The following is a 15,420-nucleotide window of genomic DNA, read 5'->3' as shown; positions in this document are numbered from 1 at the left end:
GCCCGCTTATTGTTATAAACGGGCTTTTTTTCTATATTCTAACCTTTTCTACCGCTTTTATTTGGCGATACTCTGGGCTTCCACATTGCTTCTTGCACTGCCATCTTGATATCGTTATCACTTAAGTTCACTCTTGCAACACTTTCTGCAACTGCAACTTTCGCTACTTCAATTGCAACCATTTCTGAGATATTACGTAATTCTTCGACCTCTGGTAAAATAGGTGCTCCTGGCTGACTTGTATCTACCATACTTGCAACTGCTTCAGCAGCCGCTGCGAACATTCCATCCGTCATGACGCTTGCTCGTACTACAATTGTTCCAAGACCAAGCCCTGGGAAAATAAGTGCATTATTTGATTGTCCAATCACATACGTTACACCGTTATATGTAACTGGTTCAAATGGACTTCCTGTTGCAACTAACGCTCTTCCTTCTGTCCACTCGATTAAATCTGCTGGTTTTGCTTCAGCAAGTGGCGTTGGATTCGACATTGGTAAAATGATTGGTCTTTCTACGTGAGAAGCCATTTCTTTAATAATCTCTTCTTTAAATGCACCTGCAACAGTAGATGTACCAATTAAAATTGTCGGTTTTACATGTTTCACAACTTCAGCAAGTCCGATCACATCATTTTCTTTCCACTCACTTACTTCTGCTTCTTTTCTTGCGTACGGAATTTGGAAATCAAGAAGATCTTCCATATTATCTGTAACTAACCCGTTACGATCAATACACCAGAAACGCTTATATGATTCTTCTTCAGATACGCCTACGCGGACCATCGCATCTCTAACTTGATCTGCGATACCGATTCCAGCCGTACCAGCACCAAATACAACAACGCGGTGTTCACTTAGCGGTACACCAGAAGCTTTCACTGCCGATAATACTGCCGCAAGTGAAACTGCACCTGTACCTTGAATATCATCATTAAATGTACAAACATCATGACGATATTTATCTAAAATTTTTCGTGCGTTACGAGAGCTAAAGTCTTCCCAATGTAAAAGTGCTTTCGGGAATTGTTTGTTTACCGCTTGTACAAACGTATCAATAAATTCATCGTAAGCTTCACCTGTTATACGAGGGTGACGATTTCCAATATAAAATGGATTGTTTAATAGTTCCTCACGGTTTGTACCTACATCTAAAATTACCGGTAATACGCGGCTAGGATCGATTCCAACTGCAGCAGTGTAAACAGCTAGTTTTCCGATTGCAATGTTAATACCACCAACGCCCCAGTCACCAATTCCTAATATGCCTTCTCCATCTGTTACAACGACTAAATCAATGTTCTCAGCTGTTGCACCGATATTGGTAAATGCTTCTTCGATACCTGATGAATCGTTAATTGATAAATAAACGCCACGTGGTTTACGATATTCATGACTATATCTTTGAATTGCTACACCGACAGTTGGTGTATATACAATCGGTAACATTTCACGTAAATGATCTGTTAATATACGATAAAATAATACTTCATTTCGATCATGTAACGCAGTTAAGTATACATTCTTTAATAAATCATCCGGCTGAGAACTAAATTGTTCGTATGCTCGGCGTGCCTGTTCTTCTAACGTTAAAACCGCTGGCGGTAATAACCCTTTTAAACCTAACTCTTCTCTTTCATTTTGTGTGAAAGCTACCCCTTTATTTAAAAGTGGTGTTGATAATACTTCTGCTCCTCTTAATGTTGTTTCTAATGCACCATTAGAAGCTACTGTAAACTTGCTCATAACATCCCTACCTCTATTCATATATAGCATTTCTATATTGTAAACAAAAAAGAGGGGCTTGTCCCCCCTCTTCTTTTAATTTTTCTTTAAAAGAGTTGCTCCTGCAATCCCTGGGTGCGTCATTTCGAATGGATCTAGAATTAACTCTAAGTCTTCTTGTGACAGTACACCATTTTTCACACAAAGTTCTCGAACGGATTGCCCTGTCGCGATTGCTTCTTTCGCAACGCGAGCTGCAGCTTCATAACCGATATGAGGGTTCACGGCTGTAATAATTCCTACACTCTTCTCAACATACTCTTTTAAGCGATCTTCATTCGCTTCAATTCCTTTTAAGCAATTATCTGTAAAGGCACGGAAACCGTTATTCATAATGCTAATTGATTGCAGTAAGTTGAAAACAAGTACTGGTTCCATAACGTTTAATTCTAATTGTCCTGCTTCTGAAGCAAGGCAAATTGTATGGTCATTACCAATTACTTGGAACGCAATTTGGTTAATAACTTCTGGCATAACAGGGTTTACTTTTCCTGGCATAATAGATGAACCTGGCTGACGAGCTGGTAACATAATTTCTGCTAAACCAACACGTGGACCTGATGCCATTAAGCGAAGGTCATTCGCAATTTTAGACATATTCATCATACATACTTTAAGTGCTGCAGATACTTCTGTGTATGCATCTGTATTTTGCGTTGCATCTACTAAGTCTTCTGCACCAACTAGTGGTAGTTCACTAATTGCAGCTAAATGTTTTACAACTGCTTCAATATATTCTGGGTCTGCATTTAAGCCTGTACCAACTGCAGTTGCTCCCATGTTCACTTCATATAAGTGTTGACGCGATTGCTGAATGCGTTTCATATCACGTTCAAGTACACGAGAGTACGCTTTAAATTCTTGTCCAAGGCGAATTGGCACAGCGTCTTGTAAATGTGTACGTCCCATTTTAATCACATGATCGAACTGTTCTGCTTTTAATTCAAATACATCATGCATATAACCCATCGTTTGTAATAAGCCTTCTAATGCATTTAACGTTGCGATATGAATCGCCGTTGGGAATGCATCATTTGTTGATTGGGCCATATTTACATGACTATTTGGACTAATATAATGATAGTCTCCCTTTTCCATTCCTAATAATTCAAGCGCACGATTGGCAATGACTTCATTTGCATTCATGTTCATTGAAGTACCCGCTCCGCCTTGGATTGGATCTACGATGAAATGATCATGCCATTTTCCATCAAGAATTTCTTGAGCAGCTTCTGCGATCGCACCGCCCTTGTTTAATTCCAATCTTCCTACATCTGTATTCGCAAGTGCTGCTGCTTTTTTTACAACTGCGAACGCTTTAATTAAACCTTCATGGATTTTGTATCCTGTAATTGGGAAGTTTTCAACTGCACGCATTGTTTGTACGCCGTAGTATGCATAGTTTGGTACTTCTTTTTCACCTAAAAAATCTTTTTCAATTCGAACACCATTTTTAACTTCAGTTAATGTTGCCATGATTATTCACTCCTTAACGATTTCTTATGCTGCTTTTGTTTCTTTGACTGTTTCTACATATTGTTTTGCTTTCTCATTATCGAATTCGCCTTCCCACTTCGACATAACAATGGCCGCTAATGCATTTCCTAATACATTGACAGATGAGCGAATCATATCTAAAATGCGGTCAATTCCCGCAATTAACGCGATACCTTCTAGTGGTAACCCCATCGAACCTAACGTTGCTAATACAACAACGAACGATGCACCTGGAACTCCCGCCATACCTTTGGATGTTAACATGAGAACGAATAATAACGTTATTTGCTCCGTTAGTGACATGTGCACACCGTACATTTGTGCAACAAACAATGCCGCTAACGCTTGATAAATAGCCGATCCAGTCAAGTTAAATGTATAACCTGTCGGAATTACGAAAGAGGCAACTGCCTTTGGACAACCGAACTCTTCCATTTTTCTCATTATATTAGGTAAAACAGCTTCTGAACTTGCTGTCGTAAACGAAAGAATCAGTTCTTCTTTTAAAATTTTTATTAATGTAAAAATGTTTACTCCAACCATTCGTGCATTAATACCTAATACAATCACAACGAATAGTATAACAGTTACGTATACAGCTAGCACTAGTTTTCCTAGCGGAAGTAATGTTGCTACACCAAATTTTGCAACTGTAACGGCAATTAATGCGAATACACCAAATGGTGCAAATTTCATAACTTGATTTGTAACCCAAAACATTGCTTCGAGTACGCCTTCAAAGAAGTTAAAAACAGGCTTTCCTTTTTCCCCAATTGCCGCAACTCCTAAGCCGAATAATACTGAGAAGAATATAATCGGTAATAGGTCACCTTGTGCAATCGATTCAAATACGTTTTTTGGTACAATGTGAACAATTGTCTCAGCAAAACCTTTCTTCTCCGTTGCATCTGCTGTTTGTTTATAAGAAGAAATATCACTTTGCTGTAAATTACTCATATCAACACCAGTACCTGGTTGGAATATATTCGCTGCAAGTAATCCCATTAAAATAGCTATCGTCGTAATAATTTCGAAATAAAGAATTGTCTTACCACCCAGTTTCCCAAGCTTTTTCATATCTCCTACACCAGCTACCGCAACAATTAAGGCTGAAATAACAATTGGTACTACAATCATCTTAATTAAGTGAATAAATATATCCCCAATTGGTGTGATATAAGAAATCGCCGTTTTATTGCCATAAAAGACTGCCCCTACTACAATCCCTAAAACAAGCGCGACAAAAATTTGTGTTGCCAATCCGAATTTTTTCATTTATGTTCATCCCCTTCATGCGAACGCTTTCAATTTGAATTTATAAAAGCTACTCACACATCTTATAAGCGAACCTACAAAATCATACAAAAACCTACAAGTTCGTCACAAAAAATTCAAATATTTTTCTTCTTTTTTTCATTGACACCATTTTGTTAAAAAACGATAAAATAAACTTGATAAGTAATCAGATTGTTTCGTATAATCAAAAAGATATATACTTAAAACAAATCAAAATGAAAAGGAGTGGATGTTATGAAAAACTATACAAAGCAATTCGTCCTATCTTCTTCTTTTCTTTTTCATTTTCTTAAAAAGGAACAAAGGCATTCGCCTTTGTTCCTTTTTTATTGCGATCTATATAGGGGGAATTGTTATGAGACCATATAAACGTGTCTTAATTAAATTAAGCGGCGGTGCACTTGCCGATCAAACCGGAAATAGCTTTAACTCCAAACGATTAGAACATATCGCAAACGAAATTTTATCCATTGTTGATTTAGGTATCGAAGTATCCATCGTCATCGGTGGCGGTAACATTTTTAGGGGGCATCTAGCTGAAGAATGGGGAATCGATCGAGTAGAAGCTGATAATATCGGTACGTTAGGTACAATCATTAACAGCTTAATGCTTCGCGGTGTTTTAACAAGTAAAACAAATAGAGAAGTACGCGTTATGACTTCCATTCCATTTAATGCAGTAGCTGAACCATACATTCGCTTGCGTGCAGTCCACCATTTAGATAACGGTTATATCGTTATCTTTGGAGGCGGAAACGGCCAACCGTTCGTGACGACAGATTATCCAAGTGTACAAAGAGCCATCGAGATGAATAGTGATGCCATATTAGTCGCAAAACAAGGGGTCGATGGCGTCTTTACAAGTGATCCAAAGCATAATAAATCAGCAAAAATGTACAGCAAACTAAACTATAATGATGTCGTTAGACAAAATATACAAGTCATGGATCAAGCGGCATTACTGCTTGCCCGGGACTACAATTTACCAGCACACGTCTTTAACTTTGATGAGCCTGGTGTCATGAAGAAAATATGTTTAGGCGAACATGTGGGGACGTTGATTAATGATGATGTTACGATGCTGGTGCATGAAAAATAATGATTTCCCACCAAAAAAGGGTGCCTTTTGTAGGCACCCTTTCCTAATTCATCATCACAAATAGAAGTCAACCAATCCCGCCACTTTCTCCTTACAACGCTCCCAAAAAGATAACTTTTCAAAAAACTCTTTCGTCATTTCTTTCGAATCATGAAAATCCTCTGTTAACGCCTTATTAACTTGTCCTACAATAGGACCACCATAAATATAAAAATTCATTTCATCATTTATATTGAAGCTACGCGAAGTAAAGTTTGTTGTACCAATAACGGTTAATTCATTATCAATAAGCATTAATTTACCATGGAACATTCCTTTTTTATACCCATATACAGTAATCCCATTATTAACAGCTTGACGTATGTATGGATACGCCGCTTCTTTTATAAGAGGTAGATCTGGTTTATATGACCAAAGTATTTTTACTGTAACACCACGCTTTTGTGCTGCGATTAAAGCATTCATAGATTCTTTATTTTTCGCTATAAAATACGGTGTTGCAATTACAATGGAGTGCTGAGCTTGTTTTATGAGCTCTATATATTTTTCAGCAACGTAATGCCCATTGTAACTAGTCATAGTATGTAATGTATTCCCTTTACTAGCTTTATTCGTACTTCTCTTTATCTCTTCTTTCGTATCTCGTTTCCAGTCTAAAGCGAATTGCTGTTCTAAATCTTTTGCTCCTTCTCCTTTAAGTCGTACATGATAATCACGCCAATATCCAAATCGCTTATCTTTCCCTAAGTACTCATCTCCTATATTAAATCCGCCTGTATAGCCAATCTCCCCATCAATCGTCGTAATACGGCGATGATTACGATGATGAAGAGAATAAAAGCCGAATGGTAATTCAGGTTTTCTACTATATGTAAAATGCACACCATTTTCCTGCAATTCATTTTTCATCTTTCTTTCAAATGATAAATCATTAATGCGATCAACGGATAAATAGACGTTTACTCCTTCTTTTGCCTTCTCTTTTAATAAGTTTAAAAAAGTATGGCTACTTTTATCATCCGACAAAATGAAGAAATACGTGTAAATGGAGCTTTTCGCTTCACTTATATCAGTAAATAATTGTTTATAAAAAGACTTCCCTTCTACATATAATTGAAAGTCACTATAATGAGGCGCATACTCTGTCGGCATGTTTTTCCCGGCTTCCATTTTTCTTCCGAGTGTAACGTCAATATGAACCCAAATTAAAATAAAAACGAAAATAGCAATAGCAATAGAAGTAACTCGCAATATTTTTTTAATCATTTTGATTTCCTTCCGATCATTTTCTTTCCACCTTTCTATTTTGTCATTCAAATTTAGATTTCATGCTTCATACAAAAAAGGATGTGACTTAACGTCACATCCTTTTCACATTAAACAAAATTTCTCGCATCATTATTTCTTCCAAACTTATAAATAGCAATTAAGAAGAATGCAATTGCGAAAGCGAATAAAATTAAAATGTTTAAATACAACTCCGAGAATGGTATTCCTTGTTGTAGTTTCGATACTGTGTCTAACAACCAGCGCTGCGGAAGAAAATTAGCTACTTTTTGTACTGCACTTGGCATAATGTCATATGGGAAATAACAACCCGCTAGTAAGCATGTTGGTACAATGACCATGTTTTGCATCGCATTTGCCGATGATGAGTTTTTTGAAAAAGCAACAATTACTAACGACATTCCAATCGCTATTAAAGCAAATATCATCAGTACACCAACCATAACGATGAAGGGCATATTGATATTCGTATGAAAAACATTCGTTAAGAATAGGATTGTAATCATAATTTGTACTGTTAATATAATCATATTTACCCCGACGTTAGATAATATAAATTTCTTTCCATCTATCGGCGTGGATAATAATCTAAAGTACGTTCTATTCTCTTTTTCTTTTAAAATATAGCCTGATAAGTTCACTGCTGAAAATAACATAAACATAATAAGATAACCCATGGTTTGGTTCGTCATATCTTTATTTTTCGAAGTATCTTCTAACGTCTCAGTCTTCACTTTAAATGAACTTTTTTGATATCCTGCGTACATCGTATCAAATGCACTTTGATCTGTTCCTGCTACTTTACTTATCGCTGCTACATTATCAATATAATTGTACAAATATGACTTAATAAACGCTGTTACTTGATCACCTTTAATCGATGAAATTTCAATATTGCTTGGTTTTCCTTCTCGGACACTTTCTGAAAAACCAGACTGTAACGTAATCACTCCATCAAGTTTTTTTGAAGTGAGTTTATCTTCTACTTCAGATTCTTTCACTTTACTTACTTTTACATGATTGATTTCTTCTAAAAATTTCACCGTATCATTTGCTATCGACTCATTTTCTTTATTTATAACTCCGATATTTAACGCCCCTTGCCCCGCATTTCCATATATTGAAAAGGAGATTAACGTTCCTATTATCGGCAAGCTAATAATAATGAGTAACCCTTTTTTATTTTTCAAAAGGACTGATAATGTTTTTTGCATAAGCCATAAAATATCTTTCATACTATAGCCCCTCCCGTCTGCGTAATGCGATAATCGATATGAATAAAAAGAGTGCTGAGATTCCGATATTTAAAGAGATGACTGGTAGTGCCGCCCCTACATCATTTGCATAAATAATTTTCATAACGGCAGTGTTTGCCCACGTTAATGGTGATAAATTCGTAACGAAATTTTCTTCTACTACGAAGTATGCCCCGCCAAAAATAGAAGCTAGTTGTACGATAACTAAAATAATTGCTCTAGATGCTTCACCTGTTTTTGTAATATATCCGATGCCGAGGCCGAAGCTAGTTGCTAAAAGGACTTCTGTTAGTAAAATAAGTAAGACAACTCCAAGATGATCGCCCCAGTTAGCTTGAAAAACAAATTTACTAAATAAAACGACAAGTAGTATGCACAGTGCATTCGCCACCATATTACCCAATATTTTCCCGATAAAAATTTCCGCTTTCGTTATAGGTGCAGCAATGAGACGATCTCCTGTTTTACGTATTCGTTCGCCTCTAATTAAATTACTTGCTCCCATCGCACCATACAAAGCAACCATCGTTGTCATTACAATTGCATAGTAATCCATAGAACCTGGTTTTTTAGTCGCTTGTAATGCCGTTTCTTTAATATACTCATTACGTTCTCCATTCGGAATTATTGTGCTAATTTTACTAGGGTCTACTTTCTCAATCTCAACTACTACATTGTACTTATCAACAAATGTAGTCATCATTCCTTCAACTATGCTACTTTCAATACTACTCCTATCACTTCCGTAAAACTTTACCCCGTCCTTATTCAATTCTACATACGCAGCGTATTTGTTTTGTTTTACTTTTTCTTTTCCATCTACCTCTTCAGAAACTTTCTTAAAGTGAATACCAGATTTACTTACTTCTTTTGCAAATGCTTCAAATGATTGAGAAAACGTACCATTTGCTTCATCTTTGTATATCACTTGTATATCTTTAATAGTATGACTATCGCTATTAAATGCATTACTTAACGCTGTTCCTAACACAAGCATAAGTACAATCGGAAATGCTAACATAAAAACTAAAGTTCTTACGTCTCTAAATTCTCTTTTAATGTGCATAATTGCAATATTGAAGATGTTCAATTGATGAACCTCCCTTTACCTTTTCTTCATTTACCTTTTATTTATCTCGTAAGTTTCTTCCGGTTAAGGTAAGAAATACTGTTTCTAAGTTGGGAGCCTGCTCCTCTAATGAACGAATTTCAATATCATGATTGATACAGTGTTGAATGATTTTATTTAAATTATTTAATCCTGCATCAGAATTCACTTTAATTACGTTTTCTTCAATTTGAACTGCTTTCACACCGTTTATCTCTTTTAATTTTTCTACATCTAAATTCTCTACCGATTTCACTTCAATCCAAATATCTTTCGTGTCAGTAATAATTGCTTTTAACTGTTCTTTCGTACCTTCTGCAATTACTTTACCGTGATCTACTATCGCTATTTTCGTACAAATCTCTTCTACCTCTTCCATGTAGTGACTCGTATAAATAATTGTACTTCCCATTTCATTTAATTTACGTACTGACTGCAAAATGTAGTTTCTTGACTGTGGATCAATTCCAACTGTCGGCTCATCCATAATAATTAACTTCGGTCTATGAGCAATTGCACAAGCGATATTCAGTCTTCGCTTCATCCCACCAGAAAAGTTCTTCGGATAGCTTTTCTGTTTATCACTAAGTCCTACAAATTTAAGAGCTTCCTCTACCCTAGCTTTTAATTCGGCTCCTCGTAACCCGTACAATCCAGCAAAGAATTTCACATTTTCATAGGCAGTTAACTCTTCATAAATCGCAATATCTTGCGGAACAATACCGATATTCATTTTCGCAAATCGATTATGTTTCTTTATATTTTTTCCTAGTATGCTAATCTCACCTTCATTACTTCTTAACAAACCAGCAATCATATTTATCGTTGTACTCTTACCAGCACCATTTGATCCTAAAAAGCCAAATATTTCTCCTTCTTTAATAGATAAGGACATATTATCAACTGCGATGAAATTACCAAATTTTTTCGTTAAATTTTTAATTTCTAATGTATTCATCATTTTCACCCCTATTTCGGTTTCTCTGCTTTTAGTATAAACAAAAAGAATGAACCTGCTCAGTGCAGAAGTTCATTCTTTTCACATGAGAATATTCACTTTTTTCATATGAGATGGTTCATCCTCGTACCATTCTCTTTATATTGGCAACAACATCGTTACTGAAAAACCACTTGTCCCATCTACAATAATTTTTCCGTTTACAGACGCCGTTCGCTCCTCCATCCCCATAATACCGAGACCTTTTTTAACAAGAGCTACCCCTTTTCCGTTATCCTTCACTTGCACCTTAACCATCTTGTTAAGTACATGAATATCTATAGAAATAACTGTCGCATCAGCATATTTCATTGCATTTGTTAGTGCTTCTGTAACATTCTCACCGATAATTTTCCACTGAATGGGAGAAATCATATCTAAGTTCCCTTTGTATACAAAAGGAATATTCACATCATTCTTACCGGCAAATTCCTCTATGAATAATTTCATACGATGAATGCCAATTTGCTCAGTTGGAGGCTTCATATTTTTTAATGTAATGCGAATACTTTCAATTCCATCTTTTGAAATGTGAATTGCATTTTGTAATAACTCCGCAGATTTTTCTTTATCTATTTCCATTAACCTTTTTGCTGCTTCCATTTGAATAAGTGCACCCGTCATCGAGTGACCAATTTTATCATGAATTTCTTGCGATAACCGATTTCTCTCTTCTAGCTTAAATGTGTATTCAGATTGTCTTATGTACTCTTTATTTTCATGTAAGCTTTTCGTAAGTCGTTGCATATCTTTTCGCATCTTATCATTTTGCGATTCAAGCTTTACTACACGCGATATATATCGATCTGCTATAGTTAAAACGAGAAAAGAAAATGCAACAATTAATCCATAAGTCATTCGAATACTTTCATCTGCAATCGTAATTGGGAGCATCATAACAACAAAGCGTGGCCAATTCTTTTCTATGTAATGGAATGTAATTTCGTATAAGTTCAAAGGTAAAAACAAAATAAAAAATGGATGAACCCTCCATGTAAATAACATAATTATGCCAATTGACATACAGATTAATAATTTTTTATACGTATCTTTTTTAAATATAGAAATCATTACGTTTACAGAGAGGTAAATAAGTAAAGTAAATATAACCCAAGGTAAATTTACTACATTTGCGTAAATATAACTAAACACAATATATAAAAAGACAATTAATTTACTTACAGTTAGCCAAAATTCCATATCACTAATCTACTTTCCCTGTTAAGTAATAAATCGCAATTTGTGTGCGATGTTCAAGTCCAGTTTTCCCTAAAACTGACGTAATATAATTTGCAATTGTTCCTTCAGATATAAAAAGCTGTTTCGAAATTTCTTTATTCGAGAAACCTTTTGCAATTAATGCGATAATACTAAGCTCCCTTTCTGTGAAAAGGCTCTTATCAATTTTACATTCTTCCTCTTTACTTTCCATTAAATTAGACTTAATTTTATCGAGGACAACATCTTGCATAACAGTTTGACCGTTATATACTCCTTTTATCGCATCACGAATACGCTCCGGATCGTTATTTTTTAACAAATAACCTTTCGCTCCGTTTTTTACTGCATCCAAAATATATTCATCATCATCAAACGTCGTTAAAATAAGCGGTTTTGTTTTCGTCTCTTCACAAATGAACTTCGTCGCCTCTACCCCGTTCATATTTGGCATGCGAACATCTAAAAGAGCAATATCAACTTCATGCTTTTTACAATATGCTACAGCTTCTTCCCCATCATTTACAGTATCTACTACTTCGAACTCTTCGTATGTATTTAAAATAATTTTCATGCCCTCTCTAATAAAAGAGTTATCATCCGCTATTAATATTTTAATTTTCATGTTTGTTAGTATGGCCCTTCCCCTACTAACATTCACATCCTTTCTCCGTGTAACATTTCCTACTTGCTCATTATATACTTCTCTTTACCATTTTTTCACACCTTTTTTCATCTAGCTCTCCTGCAAAAAATATATTATTCTTTTTTTACAATATGTGTAGGGTGACTTATCATTCTTTACGTCTATATAATAGAATGCGTCAAAAAGGAGGGAGAGACCCATTGAGGAAAAACAATTAATTGAAAAAGCACAGCAAGGAAGCGAGCATGCTTTTCGTATCCTTGTACAAACATATCGTCATTATATTTTTCAAGTTATCTTTTCTATTTTAAGACATGAAGAAGATGCGAAAGATGTTACACAAGAAGTATTCGTAAAAATTCACACCTCTCTCCCAAATTATCAATTTCGCGGATTAAAAACGTGGATGGCGCGTATTGCCACCAATCACGCTATTGATTATAAGAGGAAGAAAGCTAGAGAAAGTGAAGAACTCTCCTTATGTAAAGAAGCTGAGGAAAATATAAAGTCCTCTCATAATATTGAGGCTTTATTATTGACGAAAGAGCAGAAATTACTCATTGCTCAAAAACTGAGAGAACTTCCCGAAAATTACCGTGACGTCGTTCTCGCACATTACTTAGAAGAAAAAAGTTATCAAGAAATTGCTTTACAGGAAAACATCGAAGTAAAAACAGTCGAAATGAAACTGTATCGGGCACGAAAATGGATTAAAAAACATTGGAAGGAGGAAGAGTTTCTATGATGCATTATTCAAAAGAAGATTGGCGCAATTATACATTAGATTTTATAGAAAACAATAAACGTGAATCTATGGAAGAACATCTTTACGAATGTGATCATTGTTTAACACTTTATATGGAAAGTATTGATGAACAACATGAAAACCTTCCAATGATAAATGATGATTCATTTACGAACGAAGTTATGACGCAAATTAATTTTGAAACGCTACAACCTAATGAAAATATAAAAACAAACTCACTAAAGCGCACAATTATTCACTACATAATTGCGACTGCAGCTACAATTATTTTTATGGTAAGTGGTTTATTCCAATATATTTTTACAGCGACATCAAATTTCGAGAAATCTTCAAAACATAACGAGTCTTCTATCTCACAACAAATTGTAAACAAATCGGTAGATACATCAAAAAAGGACGGAGGTTTAAAGCATGAATAAAAACCCCTTTTTAGCACTTGTATTAGGGCTAATTCCTGGGCTTGGACATTTATACTTAAAAAAGCTAGGACGGTTTATTTTATATAGCGGAGGATCTTTATTTCTATTCTCCTTTGCAGTATTTTGTACCATAGTAGTAAGAGAACGTGATATTGCTTTTCTTTCTCTATTTTTACTAGCTGTTCTATGGGTAATTAACTTACTAGATTTAGTTATCACCATTATAAAACAAACGAAAAAACAAGAAGCTGGAGAATTGATAAATTCCTCTAAAGAGAGCGAACGATTTTATATCATTCTCCTATCCATCATCCCTGGACTTGGCCATTTCCAATTAGGACTTATGCAACGCGGTCTTACGTTTTTAGTCGCTTGCGCTGGCTTAGGCAGCATGATTATATTTGTAACATTATTAACATCTCAAGGAAGTTTCCTTATCTTTCTTATTACGTTACCTGTTTTATGGATTTATAATTTCTTTGACGTTGTTCAGCAACTACAGAAAAAAGAACGCGACGAGCAATTAATTGACCGTACTATTTTCGAAGATTTTGAAGAACATCGAGAGCAAGGAAAGAAAAGTAAAACATTTGCTTCTATTTTAGCGATGTTCCCTGGAGCAGGTCATATGTATTTAGGTTTACAACGCCGTGGTCTTCAGCTTATGGCAGCCTTTTTACTATCTATTTATTTACTCGACTTATTAAGACTTTCTGCGTTTTTATTTTTAGTACCAATCATTTGGTTCTATAGCTTTTTTGATGCGTTACAGCAAACAGCAAAATACGGAAAAGAACGAGTACAAGACGAGCCCATTATCGATTATTTTATAAATCATCAAAGATGGATCGGTATCGGATTAATTACACTCGGTGGTTATTATTTATTAAATCAAACAGTCCTTCCTATTTTGAATGATTATTTTGTAACTATATTTAATATTCATCTTAGTGAACTATATTATCGCTATTTCCAGACATCTATCGTTGCGCTCCTTTTAATTGGCGGCGGCTTTAAATTGTTACTTGGAAATAAAGAAAACAAAGGTGGGACAAGCGAATGAGGACTTGGCGTGTTGGAACATTCTCAATGGGGCTTTCTATTATATCGTTAGGGTGCTTTTTACTATTTTCAGTCGTAAAAGGAATTCAAGTATTAGATACACTAACTGCATGGTGGCCAGTTTTACTTATCATACTTGGAGCTGAAGTTTTACTATACCTTCTATTTTCTAAGAAGGAACAATCATTTATTAAATATGATATTTTTAGTATTTTCTTTATCGGTGTTTTAGGAAGCGTCGGAATTGCTTTTTACTGTTTATTATCAACTGGATTACTAGAAGAAGTTCGTCACTCTATTAACACAACGAGGCAAACGAGTAATATTCCAGACGGACAATTTGATATACCTGAATCTATTAAAAAAATCGTAGTAGATGCGGGACATCAACCTCTAACGATAGAGGGAAATAATACAAATCAAATTCATCTTTTGGGAACTTATGAAATGACAACGAAAGCAAATGAAAAACTCAATTTAAAACAAGATGATTTCCTTTCAGTTCAAACGGCTGGAGAAACGATGTATATCACTTTAAAATCATTACCTGTTCAACATACGTTATTTAATTCAGCACCACAGGTGAAACCAACGCTTGTTCTTCCGCAAAATAAAAATGTGGAAATCCGTGCTTCAAATAACGAACTATCTCTTTATCCAGGTCAATTACAAAAATAATTGGTTTGTACAGGAAAGCTCAAGAGTATCTGTCCATCTTGCAAAAGAGAGTGATGTATCTTTAACAGCAGTAACAAATCAAAAAGAAACACACGGAAGCACACCTTGGGAACAAGTAGAAGATTTAACGAAAAACGAAAATACTTCTTCAGAAGAACATCCAGAATTAAACAACCAAGAACATTGGTATAAAAATTCGATTAAAACTGGAAATGGCACGTACAAGTTAAATATTGAGAAAGCTTATAATTTGAATATGAGTGTTCTCGAAAAATAAAAAACCTTCCGCAATTGCGGAAGGTTTTTC

At 35.1% G+C, this 15,420-nt stretch carries 12 protein-coding genes and 2 pseudogenes; 5 read left to right on the top strand and 9 right to left on the bottom strand.

Features of this window, described 5'->3' with window-relative positions:
- Window positions 1-31: 31 nt before the first annotated feature.
- From malS to BC_RS08670, 3 genes and pseudogenes are all read right to left on the bottom strand, one after another.
- Window positions 32-1,745 (bottom strand): annotated as a pseudogene (malS, locus tag BC_RS08680) (oxaloacetate-decarboxylating malate dehydrogenase).
- 75 nt (window positions 1,746-1,820) lie between these two features.
- Window positions 1,821-3,260 carry an aspartate ammonia-lyase gene (gene aspA, locus BC_RS08675; protein WP_000224190.1) on the bottom strand — a complete coding sequence of 480 codons (1,440 nt, stop codon included), beginning with the start codon at window positions 3,258-3,260 and terminating at the stop codon, window positions 1,821-1,823.
- 24 nt (window positions 3,261-3,284) lie between these two features.
- Window positions 3,285-4,556, bottom strand: coding sequence for a cation:dicarboxylate symporter family transporter (locus BC_RS08670; protein ID WP_000713291.1), 1,272 nt, complete (start codon window positions 4,554-4,556; stop codon window positions 3,285-3,287).
- Between the two features lie 376 nt (window positions 4,557-4,932).
- Here BC_RS08670 and pyrH point away from each other — a divergent pair, with 376 nt between their 5' ends.
- On the top strand, window positions 4,933-5,676 hold the full coding sequence (pyrH, locus tag BC_RS08665; RefSeq protein ID WP_001248059.1) for a UMP kinase: 744 nt from the start codon (window positions 4,933-4,935) through the stop codon (window positions 5,674-5,676).
- A 54-nt stretch (window positions 5,677-5,730) separates the two neighbouring features.
- Here pyrH and BC_RS08660 read toward each other — a convergent pair whose 3' ends face one another.
- The 6 genes from BC_RS08660 to BC_RS08635 all read right to left on the bottom strand — a co-directional run bounded on the left by BC_RS08660 (window position 5,731) and on the right by BC_RS08635 (window position 12,167).
- Entirely contained in the window at window positions 5,731-6,942 is a 1,212-nt protein-coding gene (locus BC_RS08660) for a phospholipase D-like domain-containing protein (RefSeq protein ID WP_000591900.1), read from the bottom strand.
- A gap of 110 nt (window positions 6,943-7,052) precedes the next feature.
- A complete protein-coding gene (locus tag BC_RS08655; protein WP_000651900.1) occupies window positions 7,053-8,198 on the bottom strand; it encodes an ABC transporter permease in 1,146 nt (381 codons plus the stop codon).
- A 1-nt stretch (window position 8,199) separates the two neighbouring features.
- Entirely contained in the window at window positions 8,200-9,309 is a 1,110-nt protein-coding gene (locus BC_RS08650) for an ABC transporter permease (protein WP_001020162.1), read from the bottom strand.
- A 37-nt stretch (window positions 9,310-9,346) separates the two neighbouring features.
- Window positions 9,347-10,285, bottom strand: coding sequence for an ABC transporter ATP-binding protein (locus BC_RS08645; RefSeq protein WP_001093845.1), 939 nt, complete (start codon window positions 10,283-10,285; stop codon window positions 9,347-9,349).
- Between the two features lie 138 nt (window positions 10,286-10,423).
- The gene (locus BC_RS08640; RefSeq protein ID WP_000397690.1) at window positions 10,424-11,524 is read right to left on the bottom strand and encodes a sensor histidine kinase; all 1,101 of its coding nucleotides are present in this window, start codon (window positions 11,522-11,524) and stop codon (window positions 10,424-10,426) included.
- Between the two features lie 4 nt (window positions 11,525-11,528).
- Window positions 11,529-12,167, bottom strand: a complete 639-nt coding sequence (locus BC_RS08635; RefSeq protein ID WP_000694093.1) for a response regulator transcription factor — start codon at window positions 12,165-12,167, stop codon at window positions 11,529-11,531.
- A 220-nt stretch (window positions 12,168-12,387) separates the two neighbouring features.
- On the opposite strand from BC_RS08635, the gene BC_RS08630 reads away from it, so the two are divergent.
- The 4 genes and pseudogenes from BC_RS08630 to exsE all read left to right on the top strand — a co-directional run bounded on the left by BC_RS08630 (window position 12,388) and on the right by exsE (window position 15,390).
- Entirely contained in the window at window positions 12,388-12,933 is a 546-nt protein-coding gene (locus BC_RS08630) for an RNA polymerase sigma factor (RefSeq protein WP_256737415.1), read from the top strand.
- Window positions 12,930-13,373: a hypothetical protein gene (locus tag BC_RS08625; RefSeq protein WP_000972341.1), complete on the top strand. Its 444-nt coding sequence runs from the start codon at window positions 12,930-12,932 to the stop codon at window positions 13,371-13,373. The genes BC_RS08630 and BC_RS08625 overlap by 4 nt, the downstream gene beginning before the upstream one ends.
- Complete coding sequence (locus BC_RS08620; RefSeq protein ID WP_001039115.1) at window positions 13,366-14,436, top strand: hypothetical protein; 1,071 nt, start codon at window positions 13,366-13,368, stop codon at window positions 14,434-14,436. Before BC_RS08625 ends, BC_RS08620 begins: the two co-directional genes overlap by 8 nt.
- Window positions 14,433-15,390, top strand: a pseudogene (gene exsE / locus BC_RS08615) (exosporium protein ExsE). The gene BC_RS08620 and the pseudogene exsE overlap by 4 nt, the downstream one beginning before the upstream one ends.
- The last annotated feature ends 30 nt before the right edge of the window (window positions 15,391-15,420 follow it).

The sequence above is a fragment of the Bacillus cereus ATCC 14579 genome, from assembly GCF_000007825.1.
Lineage (GTDB): Bacteria > Bacillota > Bacilli > Bacillales > Bacillaceae_G > Bacillus_A > Bacillus_A cereus.
Note: the sequence above shows the minus strand (reverse complement) of the source record. Positions and strands in the feature narration are given on the sequence as shown.